At 72.4% G+C, this 15317-nt stretch carries 14 protein-coding genes; 9 read left to right on the forward strand and 5 right to left on the reverse strand.

Features of this window, described 5'->3' with window-relative positions:
* The first annotated feature begins 122 nt into the window (after positions 1–122).
* From rpe to ACOBQU_RS32375, 7 genes are all read left to right on the forward strand, one after another.
* Positions 123–809 carry a ribulose-phosphate 3-epimerase gene (gene rpe / locus ACOBQU_RS32345; protein WP_423632037.1) on the forward strand — a complete coding sequence of 229 codons (687 nt, stop codon included), beginning with the start codon at positions 123–125 and terminating at the stop codon, positions 807–809.
* 109 nt (positions 810–918) lie between these two features.
* Positions 919–1971 carry a sugar-binding transcriptional regulator gene (locus tag ACOBQU_RS32350; RefSeq protein ID WP_423632039.1) on the forward strand — a complete coding sequence of 351 codons (1053 nt, stop codon included), beginning with the start codon at positions 919–921 and terminating at the stop codon, positions 1969–1971.
* A gap of 154 nt (positions 1972–2125) precedes the next feature.
* Entirely contained in the window at positions 2126–2569 is a 444-nt protein-coding gene (locus ACOBQU_RS32355; protein WP_423632041.1) for a ribonuclease domain-containing protein, read from the forward strand.
* A 32-nt stretch (positions 2570–2601) separates the two neighbouring features.
* Positions 2602–2988 carry a barstar family protein gene (locus ACOBQU_RS32360; RefSeq protein WP_423632043.1) on the forward strand — a complete coding sequence of 129 codons (387 nt, stop codon included), beginning with the start codon at positions 2602–2604 and terminating at the stop codon, positions 2986–2988.
* A 202-nt stretch (positions 2989–3190) separates the two neighbouring features.
* A complete protein-coding gene (locus ACOBQU_RS32365; RefSeq protein ID WP_423632045.1) occupies positions 3191–4633 on the forward strand; it encodes a GuaB1 family IMP dehydrogenase-related protein in 1443 nt (480 codons plus the stop codon).
* 413 nt (positions 4634–5046) lie between these two features.
* Positions 5047–6540, forward strand: coding sequence for an amino acid permease (locus ACOBQU_RS32370; RefSeq protein WP_423632047.1), 1494 nt, complete (start codon positions 5047–5049; stop codon positions 6538–6540).
* Between the two features lie 39 nt (positions 6541–6579).
* Entirely contained in the window at positions 6580–7035 is a 456-nt protein-coding gene (locus ACOBQU_RS32375; RefSeq protein WP_030360443.1) for an Lrp/AsnC family transcriptional regulator, read from the forward strand.
* Positions 7036–7110: 75 nt separating this feature from the next.
* On the opposite strand, the gene ACOBQU_RS32380 is transcribed toward ACOBQU_RS32375, so the two are convergent.
* On the reverse strand, positions 7111–7716 hold the full coding sequence (locus ACOBQU_RS32380) for a Repetin (protein ID WP_423632049.1): 606 nt from the start codon (positions 7714–7716) through the stop codon (positions 7111–7113).
* A 362-nt stretch (positions 7717–8078) separates the two neighbouring features.
* Between ACOBQU_RS32380 and ACOBQU_RS32385 the strand changes: the two genes are divergently transcribed.
* The gene (locus tag ACOBQU_RS32385) at positions 8079–8876 is read left to right on the forward strand and encodes a carbon-nitrogen hydrolase family protein (protein WP_423632051.1); all 798 of its coding nucleotides are present in this window, start codon (positions 8079–8081) and stop codon (positions 8874–8876) included.
* Between the two features lie 47 nt (positions 8877–8923).
* The gene (locus ACOBQU_RS32390; protein WP_423632052.1) at positions 8924–10618 is read left to right on the forward strand and encodes a flavin monoamine oxidase family protein; all 1695 of its coding nucleotides are present in this window, start codon (positions 8924–8926) and stop codon (positions 10616–10618) included.
* Positions 10619–10650: 32 nt separating this feature from the next.
* Here the strand turns inward: ACOBQU_RS32390 and ACOBQU_RS32395 are convergent, their stop codons facing one another.
* From ACOBQU_RS32395 to ACOBQU_RS32410, 4 genes are all read right to left on the reverse strand, one after another.
* Positions 10651–11334: a DUF5995 family protein gene (locus ACOBQU_RS32395; RefSeq protein ID WP_423632054.1), complete on the reverse strand. Its 684-nt coding sequence runs from the start codon at positions 11332–11334 to the stop codon at positions 10651–10653.
* A gap of 101 nt (positions 11335–11435) precedes the next feature.
* On the reverse strand, positions 11436–12812 hold the full coding sequence (locus tag ACOBQU_RS32400) for a uracil-xanthine permease family protein (RefSeq protein WP_423632056.1): 1377 nt from the start codon (positions 12810–12812) through the stop codon (positions 11436–11438).
* A 150-nt stretch (positions 12813–12962) separates the two neighbouring features.
* Positions 12963–14021 (reverse strand): hypothetical protein, encoded by a 1059-nt coding sequence (locus ACOBQU_RS32405; protein WP_423632058.1) that lies wholly within the window; start codon positions 14019–14021, stop codon positions 12963–12965.
* Positions 14018–15316, reverse strand: coding sequence for a hypothetical protein (locus ACOBQU_RS32410; protein ID WP_423632060.1), 1299 nt, complete (start codon positions 15314–15316; stop codon positions 14018–14020). The genes ACOBQU_RS32405 and ACOBQU_RS32410 overlap by 4 nt, the downstream gene beginning before the upstream one ends.
* Between the last annotated feature and the right edge of the window lies 1 nt (position 15317).

Below are 15317 nucleotides of genomic sequence, written 5' to 3' on the forward strand. Positions count from 1 at the left end.
ACGCGCTGCCGGTCCGCCAGCATGGCACGGGGCGCGGGGGCGCGGGAGGCCGCCTTCGGCCCGGTGCGCGAGTTGGCCGGACCGGGGCGGGACGGGGCCGCGGGACATGGCAGTCTTGAGGCATGGCCGCGCAGATCAACCCCAGCATCCTGTCCGCCGACTTCGCCCGCCTCGCCGAGGAGGCCAAGGCGGTGGACGGCGCAGACTGGCTCCATGTCGACGTCATGGACAACCACTTCGTACCGAACCTCACCCTCGGGGTGCCGGTCGTAGAGTCCCTGGCCCGGGCGACGGACACGCCCCTGGACTGCCACCTGATGATCGAGGACGCGGATCGCTGGGCCCCGCAGTACGTCGAAGCGGGGGCCGGATCCGTCACGTTCCACGCGGAGGCCGCGGCGGCGCCGGTGCGGCTCGCGCGCGAGATCCGCGCCAAGGGCGCCCGCGCCTCCATGGCGCTGAAGCCCGCGACGCCCATCGAGCCGTACGAGGACCTGCTCTCCGAGCTGGACATGGTGCTGATCATGACCGTCGAGCCCGGCTTCGGCGGCCAGGCCTTCCTCGACATCATGCTCCCCAAGATCCGCCGCACCCGCGAGCTCATCAGCAAGCACGGCCTTGAGATGTGGCTCCAGGTCGACGGCGGAGTCTCGGCTTCCACCATCGAGCGCTGCGCCGAGGCGGGCGCGGACGTCTTCGTCGCCGGATCCGCGGTGTACGGAGCGGAAGACCCCGCTCAGGCGGTGCGCTCCCTGCGCGCCCAGGCGGAGTCGGCCACGGCGTCCGCCGCGTGGGCATGCGGCCACTGAGCCACCACTTGGCCACGGGAACGTGAACGCGGCCGAGCAGGGCTGATCAAGTACGCCGGATCTGCAAGGATGAACAGCGAATCCGAGCGAATCCAGGTGTACGAACGCAGTGAACAGCAGTGAGGAGAGCGCCGTGTCGGCCATGTCGGCGGGTCGGTCAGCCATGCGGATGGGACCCGCGGAGCTGGTGCAGGCGGCGGCCATGGCCCGCCGCTTCTATCTAGAGGGAAAGTCCAAGATCCAGATCGCCGAGGAGTTCGGCGTCAGCCGCTTCAAGGTGGCGCGGGTCCTGGAGACCGCCCTCGAACGTGACCTTGTCCGCATCGAGATCCGCGTGCCCGCGGAGCTGGACGCCGAGCGCTCCGACGCGCTGCGCGCCCGCTACGGCCTCAGGCACGCCGTCGTCGTCGAGTCGCCGACGCCCGCCGACGACAGCGACGAGTCGCCCGACCCCGAGAACCTGGGCGAGGTCGCGGCGGGGCTGCTCGGCGAGCTGGTCACCGAGGGCGATGTCCTCGGCCTCGCCTGGGGGCGCTCCACCATCCACATGGCGGCGGCCCTCGACTCGCTGCCGCCGTGCACGGTGGTGCAGCTCACCGGCGTGTACGACGCGGGGACCGCGGAGCGCGGCTCCGTCGAGGCCGTCCGCCGCGCCGCCCAGGTCTCCGGCGGCGACGCCCACCCCATCTACGCGCCGATGCTGCTGCCGGACGCGGCCACCGCCGCCGCGCTGCGCCACCAGACGGGGATCGCCCGGGCCTTCGAGTACTTCGACAAGGTGACCGTCGCCGCGGTGTCCATCGGCTCCTGGGAGCCCGGCATCTCCACCGTGCACGACATGCTCACCGACGAGGAGCGCGCCCACTACGCCTCGCTCGGCGTCGCCGCGGAGATGTCCGCGCACCTCTTCGACGCCGAGGGCCGCCGCGTGGGCCGCGACCTCGGCGAGCGCTGTATCACCGTCGAGGCGGACCGGCTGCGCCGCATCCCGGAGGTCGTCGCGATCGCCGGGGGCGCGCGCAAGGCCGCCGCGATCGACGCGGTGCTCCGCTCGGGCCTGGTCACCAGCCTGGTCACGGACACCGCGGCGGCCGACCACCTCCTGACGGCGGGCACCGCGCCGCGCCCGGCCCTCGACCGGGCGGACCCCGACGGGGCGTGAGCCACGGCCGGACGGGGCCTGAGCGGGCCGGGAGCCGGGCGCGGCGCGGGAAGGGCGCGGGCGGTGCGGGAGCCGATCGCCGGTGTGAGGGCGGAGAGGACCGTTCGGACCTGGGCGCGCGCCCGGGCGCGGGGGCTGTGGCAGCATCTGGAGCATGATCTTCCGGGTCGGTGGCCGCGCGCTGTGCGCGCTCCTGGTCTGCCTCGCCGCTCTCCTCACCGGCTGCGGCGGCACCGAGCAGGACCCCGGTGACCGGGGCGGCGGCACGTCCCCGTCCACGTCCAGGTCCCCGTCCATGTCCACGCCCGCCTGGGCGCGCGGCATGCGCACGGTGGCGGTCGCGGACCTGCCCGCCGAGGCCCGGCACACCCTGCGGCTCATCGACCGGGGCGGCCCCTTCCCGTACGCCAAGGACGGCACGGTCTTCGGCAACTTCGAGGGCGAACTGCCGCGCCGGGCCCGTGGCTACTACCACGAGTACACCGTCCGTACGCCGGGGGAGCGGGACCGGGGCGCGCGACGGCTCGTCACCGGCCGGGAGCGCGAGCTGTACTACACGGACGACCACTACGCGTCGTTCCGGGCGGTGCTGAGATGACCGGGCGGTACGGCGAGGAAGGCGAGGCTGGGATGACGGCGGACGACACGGGCGGCCCCGGGCGGCGGCCGCTCGCGCCGGTGCTCGACGCCGTGCGCGGCACCGGCTGGAGCACCGTCGCGCTGGACCTGAGCGGGGTGCGCGGCAAGGCCGCCTTCATGGACCGATGCGCGGCCGCGCTGGCGCTGCCCGACTGGTTCGGGCGCAACTGGGACGCGCTGGCGGACTGCCTCACGGACCTGTCCTGGGCGCCGCCCGCCCCGGGCCGCCTGATCCTGGTGTCCGGTTGGCGGGACTACGCCGAGGCGGCGCCGCACGAGTGGGAGACCGCGCAGGAGGTCTTCGCGGCGGCGGTCGAGCAGGGCCGCGGCACGGCCACGGCACTGGAGGTCGTGCTGGTCCTGGGCCCGCCGGGCTGAGCCGCGGCGCCGTCCTCGCCCGGTGGCGCGGCGCGCCCGCGGCTGGTGGGGCGCGGCTTGGAGGATCTCACCAGGCGGCTACCGGGTGCCTGGGGGATCGTCCCAGGAGGTGTCACCGGTCCGGCATGGGAGAATGAAGTACGTGCTTTTCCCCGGCCGTCCGGTCCGGGGGCCACCTCTGATCGACTGGGATGAGCAGCACGTGCGTTTCCTCAATGACATCCAGCCTGCGTACGACCTGACGTACGACGACGTCTTCATGGTCCCGAGGCGTTCCGCGGTCGGCTCCCGCCAGGGCGTCGACCTCGCCTCGCCGGACGGCACGGGCACCACGATCCCGCTGGTCGTGGCGAACATGACGGCGATCGCGGGCCGTCGCATGGCCGAGACCGTCGCCCGCCGCGGCGGCCTCGTCGTCATTCCGCAGGACATTCCCATCGAGGTGGTCACGGAGGTCATCTCCTGGGTGAAGACGCGCCACCGCGTCCTGGACACCCCGATCGTCCTGGCCCCCACGCAGACCGTCGCGGACGCGCTGGCCCTGCTGCCCAAGCGCGCCCACAACGCGGGCGTCGTCGTGGACGAGGACCACCGGCCGGTCGGCGTGGTCACCGACGCCGACCTGTCGGGCGTGGACCGCTTCACGCAGCTGTCCGAGGTCATGTCCAAGGACCTGCTGCTGCTCGACGCGGACATCGACCCGCGCGACGCCTTCAACAAGCTGGACGGCGCCAACCGCCGCTACGCCCCGGCCGTGGACGCCGACGGCCGCCTCGCGGGCATCCTCACCCGCACCGGCGCCCTGCGCGCCACCCTCTACACCCCGGCCGTCGACGCCGACGGCAAGCTGCGCGTCGCCGCCGCCGTCGGCATCAACGGCGACGTGGCGGGCAAGGCCAAGCAGCTGCTCGACGCGGGCGTGGACACCCTCGTCGTGGACACCGCGCACGGCCACCAGGAGTCGATGATCAGCGCGGTCAAGGCCGTGCGCGCCCTCGACCCGCAGGTGCCGATCGTCGCGGGCAACATCGTGGCCGCCGAGGGCGTGCGCGACCTCATCGAGGCCGGTGCCGACATCATCAAGGTCGGCGTCGGCCCCGGCGCCATGTGCACCACGCGGATGATGACCGGCGTGGGCCGCCCGCAGTTCTCCGCCGTCCTGGAGTGCGCCGCCGAGGCCAAGAAGTACGGCAAGCACGTGTGGGCCGACGGCGGCGTCCGCCACCCGCGCGACGTGGCCATGGCGCTCGCCGCGGGCGCCTCGAACGTGATGATCGGCTCCTGGTTCGCGGGCACCTACGAGTCCCCCGGCGACCTGCAGCAGGACGCCAACGGCCGCCTGTACAAGGAGTCCTTCGGCATGGCCTCGGCCCGCGCGGTGCGCAACCGCACGGCCGACGAGTCCGCCTACGACCGGGCCCGCAAGGCGCTGTTCGAGGAGGGCATCTCGCACTCCCGCATGTTCCTCGACCCGGAGCGCCCCGGTGTGGAGGACCTGATCGACTCGATCATCGCGGGCGTCCGCTCCTCCTGCACGTACGCGGGCGCCGCGTCCCTGGAGGAGTTCGCCGAGAAGGCCACCGTCGGCATCCAGTCCGCCGCCGGGTACGCCGAGGGCAAGCCGCTGCACGCCAGCTGGAGCTGACGGCTCCGCACAACTCACCGACGGCCCCCGCGAGTTCGCTCGCGGGGGCCGTCGGCGTCGCGCGCGTGCCGCGCGAAGATCACAAACGGAATACGGATCGGCCGACGGGCGGCGTACGGGGACCGAGCCGCGGGCGGCGGGACCGGGAACGGACGACGTTCGGCACAGCGGACAAAACGGGTGACACGCAACGGACGAAAGGGACGGCGCAATAAAGATCCGTCCCTTCGGTGCTCACGCAACGATCATGTGCCGGTGCGCAACGTTGCTGCATTTCGACGGAGAAGCGGAACCGCTTAGAGTCTGGCGCTGTACGTGGCGTGGCGGGGACTGCCTGCTCGGTGGTTCCCGTGATCGGTGCGGGCTGCCGTGGTTCCCGACCACCCTGACCGGCAGCGATAAGGAGCGAGCCCGTGCTCGACCAGGGCGCACCCCCGCAGACCCGCCCCCGCCCCCAGGGCACCGGTGGACTCGGCACCCGAATCATGCGGCGCAAGCCGGTGGACCGCCTGGTCGCCGAGGGCGGCCAGGGCGAGGGCGGCACGCTCCGCCGCAGCCTCGGCATGTGGCAGCTCACCATGATCAGCATCGGTGCCACCCTCGGCACCGGCATCTTCGTGGTCCTCGGCGAGAGCGTCCCCAAGGCCGGTCCCGCCGTGACGGTCTCCTTCGTCATCGCCGGTCTCACCGCCCTGTTCTCGGCCCTGTCCTACGCCGAGCTGGCGGGCACCATCCCGGTCGCCGGATCCTCGTACTCGTACGCGTACGCCACCATGGGCGAGCTGGTCGCCTGGGTGTGCGGCTGGTGCCTGGTCCTGGAGTACGGCGTGTCCGTCGCGGCCGTCGCCGTCGGCTGGGGCGAGTACCTGAACGAACTGCTCGACGGCACCATAGGCGTCACCATCCCGGACGCCCTCTCCGCGGCGCCCGGCGAGGCCGACGGCGCGATCATGAACCTGCCCGGCCTGATCGTGGTGCTGCTCGCCATGGTCTTCCTGCTCGGCGGCGCCAAGGAGTCCGCCCGCGCCAACACGATCATGGTCATCGTGAAGATCGCGGCCCTGGTGCTGTTCTGCGCCGTCGGCTTCATGGGCTTCAAGTCCGGCAACTACTCCGACTTCATGCCGCTCGGCGTCGCCGGGGTCAGCGCGGCCGGGGCCAGCCTGTTCTTCTCGTACATCGGCTTCGACGCCGCCTCCACCGCCGGTGAGGAGGCCAAGAACCCGCAGCGCGACCTGCCCCGCGCGATCATGCTCTCGCTGGTCATCGTCACCGCCCTGTACGTCCTGGTCGCCGCCGTCGCCGTCGGCGCCTGGAACTGGAAGGACTTCGAGGGCTCCGAGGCGTCCCTGACCGCGATCATGAACGACGTCAGCGGCCAGACCTTCTGGGGCACGCTGCTCGCCGCCGGTGCCGTCATCTCCATCGCCAGCGTCGTCCTGACCGTGCTCTACGGCCAGACCCGCGTGCTGTTCGCGATGTCCCGCGACGGCCTCGTGCCCACCACCTTCGCCAAGGTCAGCGGCAAGACCGGCACGCCCCGCGTGAACACCGTCATCGTGTCCCTGTTCTGCGGCGCCCTGGCCTCCGTCATCCCGCTCGGCAAGCTCGTCGACGCCACCAGCATCGGCACGCTCTTCGCCTTCGGCCTGGTCAACATCGCCGTGGTCGTCCTGCGCCGGACCCGCCCCGACATGCCGCGCACCTTCCGGGTGCCGCTCGGCTGGCTCTTCCCGGTCCTCGGCTTCGGCTTCTGCGCCTACAACATGTACAACCTCGACGCGGCGACCTGGAAGGTCTTCGGTGTCTGGATGGTCGTCGGGCTCGTGTTCTACTTCCTGTACGGGATGCGCCGCTCCCGTCTGGAGACCGAGCCCCTCACCGGGGAGGCCTCCCCAGTGAAGTGACTCGCGTGAAGCGATACGCAGAAAAGTGAACGACCCCCTGTGCGACTGAACGATCTCGACGAACGCATCGTGCACGCCCTCGCCGAGGACGCCCGCCGCTCCTATGCCGACATCGGCCAGCTCGTCGGCCTGTCCGCGCCCGCCGTGAAGCGCCGCGTGGACAGGCTGCGGGCCACCGGAGCGATCACCGGGTTCACCGTCCGCGTCGACCCGGCCGCGCTGGGCTGGGAGACCGAGGGGTTCATCGAGATCTACTGTCGCCGCAATACCTCGCCGGAGGCGATTCAGCGGGGGCTTGAGCGGTACCCGGAGATCGCGTCCGCCTCCACCGTTACGGGGGAGGCGGACGCGATCGTGCAGGTCTTCGCTGCCGATATGAGGCACTTCGAGCGGGTGCTTGAGCGCATTGCGGGGGAGCCATTTGTTGAGCGGACCAAGTCGGTGCTGGTGCTTTCGCCGCTCATGCGGCGGTTTTCTTCGGGGTCGCCTGCCTAGTTCTTTTCGCTGCGGGTGCGTCGTGGCTGGTCGCGCAGTTCCCCGCGCCCCTTTCAGTGCCTGCGGCCCACGCGGCTACTTCGTGGGGTACGGGGGGTTCCACGGCGTCACGTGGAAGTCGCCCGTGCCCTTCTTGACCTTCTCGAAGGGAGCCGCGCTATTGCACTTCGTCAGCTTCTTGGTGCCGTCGGGGCCGCCGATCGCTGCCCAGCTGTAGCCGAGACGGTCGTTCTTGCCCTGGTCGTGGACGCTGAAGCCGACGCGGCTGCCCACCATCTTCTTGATGTTGGACTTGGTGATGATGCCGGTCGCCGACGCCACCTTGCCGCCGGTCAGGAGGCAGTCGATCCGGCCCTTCGCCCAGCCGCCCTCGCCGCCCGGCCGGTCCAGGTGGACGAACTCGAAGGTGCCGGTCGCCTTGCCCGGGTCGCCGTTGTGCCGCTTGGCCAAGTGCGCGTCGAAGGTGAACGTCACGTCCTCCGTCGTCTTGCGGAACAGCTTGGCCTTGCCGGTCAGCGCCGCCGCCTCGCGCGGCTCGGCCCGCTCCTTGGCGGCGGGCGCCGGATGCGTGACGTCGTCGCCCGACGCGACGGCCACGCCCGCCGCACCCGCGGTGACCAGGAGCGCGGCGCCCACGGCCAGGGCGCGGGTGCTGGAGCGGGTGAAGGTGATGCGGCTCATGGGAAGCCCTCCGTCTGTGGTGAGGCCCGGTCGTTCCGGGTGGCTTCACGATCTCCCGGAGCGGGGGTCCGGCACGTCGGGCCCAAGGCTGCTCTCCGCTTCCCCCGCGCGGGGGAGCCCCGCGGCGCCCGCCTGCGCCCCAGGGCTGACCCCGCTACCACGCGGTCGCCGCGCGGACGCGCCCCGTACGCCGTCCCTACGCCACCTTGACGCCGCCGCGCAACGAATCGCCGCCACGGGCGCTGTACGCGCAACACATCGCACGGTGGGGCGCAACGGTCGTGTCTTGTCCCGTCACTCCCGCGAAACGTACGGTCTATCCGGTTCAACCCGCCCCCGCCCCCGCGTCCCCGAGGTCCGCCATGCCGCCGCTGCGCACCGCCCTGCTCCAGAGTTCCGGGCGTCCCGGCTCCGTCGCCGCCAACCTCAAGGCCCTGGACGAGGCCGCGGGCCGCGCCGCCGCGGCCGGGGCGCGGCTCCTGGTGACGCCGGAGATGTTCCTGACCGGCTACGCGATCGGCGCCGACGTGCCCCGCCTGGCCGAGCCCGCCGACGGCGAGGCGGCCGGCGCGGTCGCCGACATCGCCGTACGCCACGGCCTCGCGATCGCCTACGCCTATCCGGAGCGCGACGGGGAGCACGTCTTCAACGCCGTCCAGCTGATCGGCCGCGACGGCGCCCGGCTCGCCAACTACCGCAAGACGCACCTGTTCGGCTGCTTCGAGCGCGACCACTTCACGCCCGGCGAGCAGGCCGTCGTCCAGGCGGACCTCGACGGCGTCCGGATCGGCCTGATGATCTGCTACGACGTGGAGTTCCCGGAGAACGTCCGCGCCCACGCCCTCGCGGGCACCGACCTGCTGCTGGTGCCGACGGCGCAGATGCACCCCTTCCAGTTCGTCGCCGAGTCCGTCGTGCCGGTGCGCGCCTTCGAGAACCAGCTGTACGTCGCGTACGTCAACCGGGTCGGCCAGGAGGGGGAGTTCGAGTTCGTCGGGCTCTCCACGCTCGCCGGACCCGACGGCGTCGCCCGCGTCCGCGCCGGGCGCGGCGACGAGCTGGTGTTCGCCGACGCCGACCCGGCGTTCCTGGCCGCGTCCCGCGAGGCCAACCCCTATCTGCGCGTCCGCCGCCCCGGTCTGTACGCCTCCCTGATCTGAGCCCCCCGCACCACCGTTCGTACCTTGCCGCAAGGAGTCCGCACCCCATGACGTCCACGGTGCCCACCGCCGTCCAGCACACCGACGCCCAGCCGCCCATCACCATGTTCGGGCCGGACTTCCCGTACGCGTACGACGACTTCCTCGCGCACCCGGCCGGGCTCGGCCAGATACCGGCGACCGAGCACGGCACCGAGGTCGCCGTCGTCGGCGGCGGCCTGTCCGGCATCGTGGCCGCGTACGAACTGATGAAGATGGGCCTCAAGCCCGTCGTGTACGAGGCCGACCAGATCGGCGGGCGGCTGCGCACCGTCGGCTTCGAGGGCTGCGACGAGTCGCTGACCGCCGAGATGGGCGCGATGCGCTTCCCGCCGTCGTCCACGGCGCTCCAGCACTACATCGACCTGGTGGGCCTGAAGACCCGGCCGTTCCCCAACCCGCTGGCCGAGGCCACGCCGTCGACCGTCGTCGACCTCAAGGGCGAGTCGCACTACGCCGAGACCATCGACGACCTGCCGCAGGTCTACCGTGACGTGGCCCAGGCGTGGAACGACTGCCTGGAGGAGGGCGCGGACTTCTCCGACATGAACCGCGCGCTGCGTGAGCGCGACGTGCCGCGCATCCGCGAGATCTGGGCGCGGCTCGTCGAGAAGCTCGACAACCAGACCTTCTACGGCTTCCTCTGCGAGTCCGAGGCCTTCAGGTCCTTCCGGCACCGCGAGATCTTCGGCCAGGTCGGCTTCGGCACCGGCGGCTGGGACACCGACTTCCCCAACTCCATCCTGGAGATCCTGCGCGTCGTCTACACCGAGGCCGACGACCACCACCGCGGCATCGTCGGCGGCTCCCAGCAGCTGCCGCTGCGCCTGTGGGAGCGCGAGCCGCAGAAGATCGTGCACTGGGCGCAGGGCACCTCGCTGGCGTCGCTGCACGAGGGCGGCGCGCCGCGGCCCGCCGTGACCCGGCTGCACCGCACCGCGGGCAACCACATCACCGTCACCGACGCCAACGGCGACATCCGCACCTACAAGGCGGCGATCTTCACCGCGCAGTCCTGGATGCTGCTCTCCAAGATCGAGTGCGACGACTCGCTGTTCCCCATCGACCACTGGACGGCGATGGAGCGCACCCACTACATGGAGTCCTCCAAGCTCTTCGTGCCGGTGGACCGGCCGTTCTGGCTGGACAAGGACGAGGAGACCGGTCGTGACGTCATGTCGATGACGCTCACCGACCGCATGACCCGCGGCACCTATCTGCTCGACGACGGCCCGGACAAGCCCGCCGTCATCTGCCTGTCGTACACCTGGTGCGACGACAGCCTGAAGTGGCTGCCGCTGTCGGCCAACGAGCGCATGGAGGTCATGCTCAAGTCGCTCGGCGAGATCTACCCGAAGGTCGACATCAGGAAGCACATCATCGGCAACCCGGTGACCGTGTCCTGGGAGAACGAGCCCTACTTCATGGGCGCGTTCAAGGCCAACCTGCCCGGCCACTACCGCTACCAGCGGCGCCTGTTCACGCACTTCATGCAGGACCGGCTGCCCGAGGACAAGCGCGGCATCTTCCTCGCGGGCGACGACATCTCCTGGACGGCCGGGTGGGCCGAGGGCGCCGTGACGACCGCGCTGAACGCCGTGTGGGGCGTCATGCACCACCTCGGCGGCCAGACCGACCCGACGAACCCCGGCCCCGGCGACCTCTACGACGAGATCGCCCCGGTGGAGCTGCCGGAGGACTGAGCCGCGCGACCCCGGCCGGTGCGCGGCCGGGGTCAGTCCGGCAGGGGCGTGAGCAGCATCCGCCCGGCGAGGCCTACGGCCCCGTCCAGGCGGTCGCGGAACTCCCCGGCGACGCCCGGGAGTCCGCGCAGCGCCCACAGCGCACGCGCCGCCGCCCACGCGGCGTCCCTGGCCCGCTCCAGGCTCCAGGCGCCGAGCAGATGCGTCAGCGGATCGGCGACCTGGAGCAGGTCGGGCCCGGGCATCAGGTCCTCGCGGACGCGCTCCTCAAGGGCCACGAGGATGTCGCCGACGCGGTCGAACTCATCCTCCAGGTCGGCCGGTTCGCAGCCGAGGTCCCGGCAGGCGTCCACCACGGCGAGCGCCAGGTCGTGCCCGATGTGCGCGTTGATGCCCGCGAACGCGAACTGGAGCGGGCGGACGCCCGGGTGGCGGCGCAGCTGGAACAGGGGGCGCCAGCAGGAGGGGGGCCGCCGTCCGGCGGCCACGGCGTCCACCGCCGCGAGGTAGTGCTCCGCGAAGCGGACGTCCAGGGTGACGGCGGCCACGGTGTCCGGGAACGCGCCGCCGACGACGTGGTGGCCGACCTCCTGGGTCACCGTCAGGTACACGCGGTTGAAGACGGCGACGCCGTCCTGGCGGGGCCAGCGCGCGTCAAGGGCGCGCATGCGTGCCGTTACCTCGTCCACACTCTTCGACTTCGACTGCGTCGCCATGGGGGCAGGGTCCCAGCCGGGCCGCCGCCCGTGGGGGCGCCGGGCGGCGCCTTCCCCGGATCGGGTTACGCCGGTGTCCCCGCCGGGGCGCCCCGCGAGGGCTAGGCCCGGTCGTCGTACGACGACGTCCCGGCGTCCAGGAGGGGCTCCTGGCGTTTCAGGTGCGCGGGCGCGAGGGCGCGCAGCACGTGGTAGCCGGTGATGACCACGATGGTGCCGAGGGCGATGCCGCTCAGGGAGAAGTTGTCGGTGAACTTCAGGGAGACGTTGCCGACGCCGATGATGATGCCCGCCGCCGCGGGGACCAGGTTCAGCGGGTTGCGCAGGTCGACCTTGGCGTTGATCCAGATCTGCGCGCCGAGCAGCCCGATCATGCCGTACAGGATGACGGTGATCCCGCCGAGCACGCCGCCGGGGATCGCGGCGACGACCGCCCCGAACTTGGGGCAGAGCCCGAAGAGCAGGGCGAACGCGGCCGCCGCCCAGTACGCGGCGGTGGAGTAGACCCGGGTCGCGGCCATGACCCCGATGTTCTCGGAGTACGTCGTGTTGGGCGGCCCCCCGACGGCCGTGGACAGCATGGACGCCGCGCCGTCCGCTGAGATCGCGGTGCCGAGCTTGCCGTCCAGGTCGTCGCCGGTCATCTCGCCGACGGCCTTGACGTGGCCCGCGTTCTCGGCGACGAGCGCGATCACGACGGGCAGGGCGACCAGGATCGCCGACCACTCGAAGCTCGGGGCGTGGAAGGAGGGCAGGCCGATCCAGTCCGCGTCGCCGACCGCCGAGAAGTCCAGGCGCCAGTGGTCGGTGACCTTCCCGGAGCCGTCCGCCGAGTGGATCTTGCCGAAGACCGAGTCGAGCACCCAGGACAGGGCGTAGCCGAAGACCAGGCCGAGGAAGATCGCCACCCGGGACCAGAAACCGCGCAGGCACACCACGGCCAGACCGGTGAACAGCATCACGAGCAGCGCCGTCCACTGGTCCTGCGGCCAGTACGTCGCCGCCGTCACCGGTGCCAGGTTGAAGCCGATCAGCATCACGACCGCGCCGGTGACGATCGGCGGCATCGCGGCGTGGATGATCCGCGCCCCGAACCGCTGCACGGCGAGGCCCACCACGAACAGCGCCGCGCCCACCACGAACACCGCGCCCGTCACCGTCGCGCTGGAGCCGCCCTGCGCCCGGATCACCGCGGCCACGCCCACGAAGGACAGCGAGCAGCCGAGGTAGCTGGGCACCCGGCCGCGCGTGGCCAGCAGGAAGATCACGGTCGCGACGCCGGACATCATGATCGCGAGGTTCGGGTCCAGGCCCATGAGGACGGGGGCGACGAACGACGCCCCGAACATCGCCACCACGTGCTGGGCGCCGAGCCCGAACGTGCGGGGCCACGAGAGCCGTTCGTCGGGGCGGACGACCGCCCCTGGCGCGGGCGTCCGCCCGTCGCCGTGCAGCTTCCAGCGCACGCCGAGGTCCATGGTGAGTTCGCTTTCTGTGCGCGGGAACGATCAGCGTCGACATGTTAATGCGACATAAGTGCGACGTCCGCCCGGGCCGTGCCGGTGCGGTGCCCTCGGACGTGCCCGTGACCGGTGTTCGCCTATCTGATCGCCGCAGGTGGGGGCCGCTCAGCGGGACAGCGCGGAGAGGCTGAGCAGCAGGTGCGAGGACTCGGGGTGGTGGAAGTCGGAGTGCGCGCCCGCGGGGGACAGGCGGGCCGTCCGGCCGCCGCGGAAGCGCCAGCCCGCGTCGACGTTCACGATCCGGTGGTCGAGGACCTGCCGCCGGTACGGCTCGTCGACGGCGAGGAGCTGGGTGGAGAACTGGGGCACCGGCGCCGTGCCCGCGCCGGAGTGGCCGATGCCCGGCGCGGCCTCCGCCCGCAGGTGCCAGAAGCCCGTGGCGCGGTCCCACCGGGAGTGCGTCAGGACCAGGGGGCCCCGCAGCGGCGCGGCGGGCCGCCCGTCCTGCCGGAACAGCGCGGGGAACAGCGCGTCGAAGCTGTCGCGGGGCGCCGCCATCTGGAAGACCAGGGCGCTGTCCACGGTGAACGGGCGCCGCGGGTCCACCGGGGTGCTCCAGCCCAGGACCCGCGGCCCGCCGGGCGGATCGGCCGCCCACTGCACGGCCTCGCACAGGAACCGGCCGCCGAAGGAGTGCCCCACCAGGTGCAGGTACTGCCCGTTGCGGTTGGCCAGGACCCTCGGGTCGGCCGGGTCCGTCCGGTGGGCGTCCAGATAGCCGAGGAGATGGCCGATGACGTGCGCGGCGTGCCCGGTGCCGGGCGCGCTCATCGCGTGCGCGCGGTCCCGGACGCGGCGGTACCCGGCCAGGCTCGGCAGGCTGGAGGAGGGCCAGCACACCACCACGCACCACGGCTGGTAGCCCCCGGCGAGCCCCGCGTACAGGCCCGGTCGCGCCGAGGCGAGCGCGTGCGCCCCGCGCAGCAGCCGGGTCGCGCTGCGCACGGCGCTGTCCGGGGCGGTCTGCCAGCCGTGGACGTACACATACAGGTCGGTCGCCCGGTCCGGGACGCGCAGCACGCGGGACAGGTGCTCGGCGACGCGGTCCGGGCGGACGGGGGCGCCCGTCGCGGACGCGCGCAGTCGCCCCCGCTCGTCCAGGTGGAGGACGGCGGGCACCGGGGCCGGGCCGCCCCGGGCGGCGGCGGGCGCGGGCCGGGTCACAGCGCGGTCTCCAGCCTGCTGTCGATGCCGCAGTACAGGGAGTAGGTCAGGGCCAGCGGGTTGCGCAGGTCGTCGGTGTAGTGCCGGACCAGGTCCATGGCGATCTCGCCCGCCGTGGACGCCCCGCTGAGATAGCGGTCGAGGAACGCGAACGCGTACTCGGACGCGAACAGCTGCGGGATCTCGATCTGCGGCCCGAGCACCCCGTCGGCCCCCAGCCGCACCAGGACGCCCCCGAGGTGCTTGAGCCCGGGCTCCGGGGACGTCTGGCCCGTGTGGCAGGCGTTCAGCAGCACGAAGGGGTGGAAGAGCGCGTCCGTGGACCCCTGGTGGCGACGGCGCTTGCGCAGGACCAGCTCGGCGTCGATCGGCCGGTCGTCGGAGAGCCGGACGGCCAGGTGCGGCTGCGGCGAGCCGTTGTCGACGAAGGCGCCGTGGCACCAGAAGTACATGACGTCGTCGTGCAGCACCGGCGCGGCCAGGTCGTCGAGGAACGCCCGCGACTCGGTGCGTACGGTGAGCCGGGAGCGCTCCTCGAGGAGTTTGCGCACCTCGGGGGCGCGGCCGATGTTGTCCAGCGTGGAATCGGTGTTGAGGCTGGTCACGGGCAGCGCGTGGCTGAGTGCCCGGCTCTGCGACGCGGGGTAGGCGTCCAGGGCGTCCCCGGTCTGCTCGACCTGGTGGCGGTAGCCGAGGAAGCCGTGCCAGGGCTCCGTGGCGTCCGGCGGCTCCACGGCGAGCATCGGCCAGGGCAGGTGCAGGTCCGAGTCGAAGTTGACGCGCAGCCCCTCCTCGCTGACCAGCGCGTCGAGCAGCAGCTCCCGCACCACGGCGAGCTGCCGGTCCGGGCCCGCGAGCAGCCGCTCCAGGAAGTGCCGCCCCTCGTCGGCGAGGTCGTCCGCGAGGCGCCGGGAGGCCGCGGCGTGCTCGGTGTCCGCCGACAGGTCCACCGCGTCGCTGAACGGATAGCCGCCGAGCGGCATCCCGTCCGCGTCGCACACCTGGTGGTGCACGAGCTGGTCCCGCCAGACCGCGCGCAGCCGCGCCGCCATCTGGAGGACCTCCGTGGCCGACACCGTCAGGTAGGCCTGCGGCAGGCCGTTCTTCGGCGTGCGCCGCGCGGGCACCAGGGCCGTGAGGTGCAGGCGGTCGGGGCCGTTCTGCCTCAGGCTCACCAGCAGGTCGAGCGGCTCCTTGGCGCGGACCTGGCTGTCCGGTCTGTGCTGCCGCGGCGGCATGGCCGTGAAGTCGAGCGAAGGGTTGTGGATCACGTCCGCGACGAGCTCTCTGGCCACC

This window comes from Streptomyces sp. G45 (genome assembly GCF_049542095.1).
GTDB lineage: Bacteria > Actinomycetota > Actinomycetes > Streptomycetales > Streptomycetaceae > Streptomyces.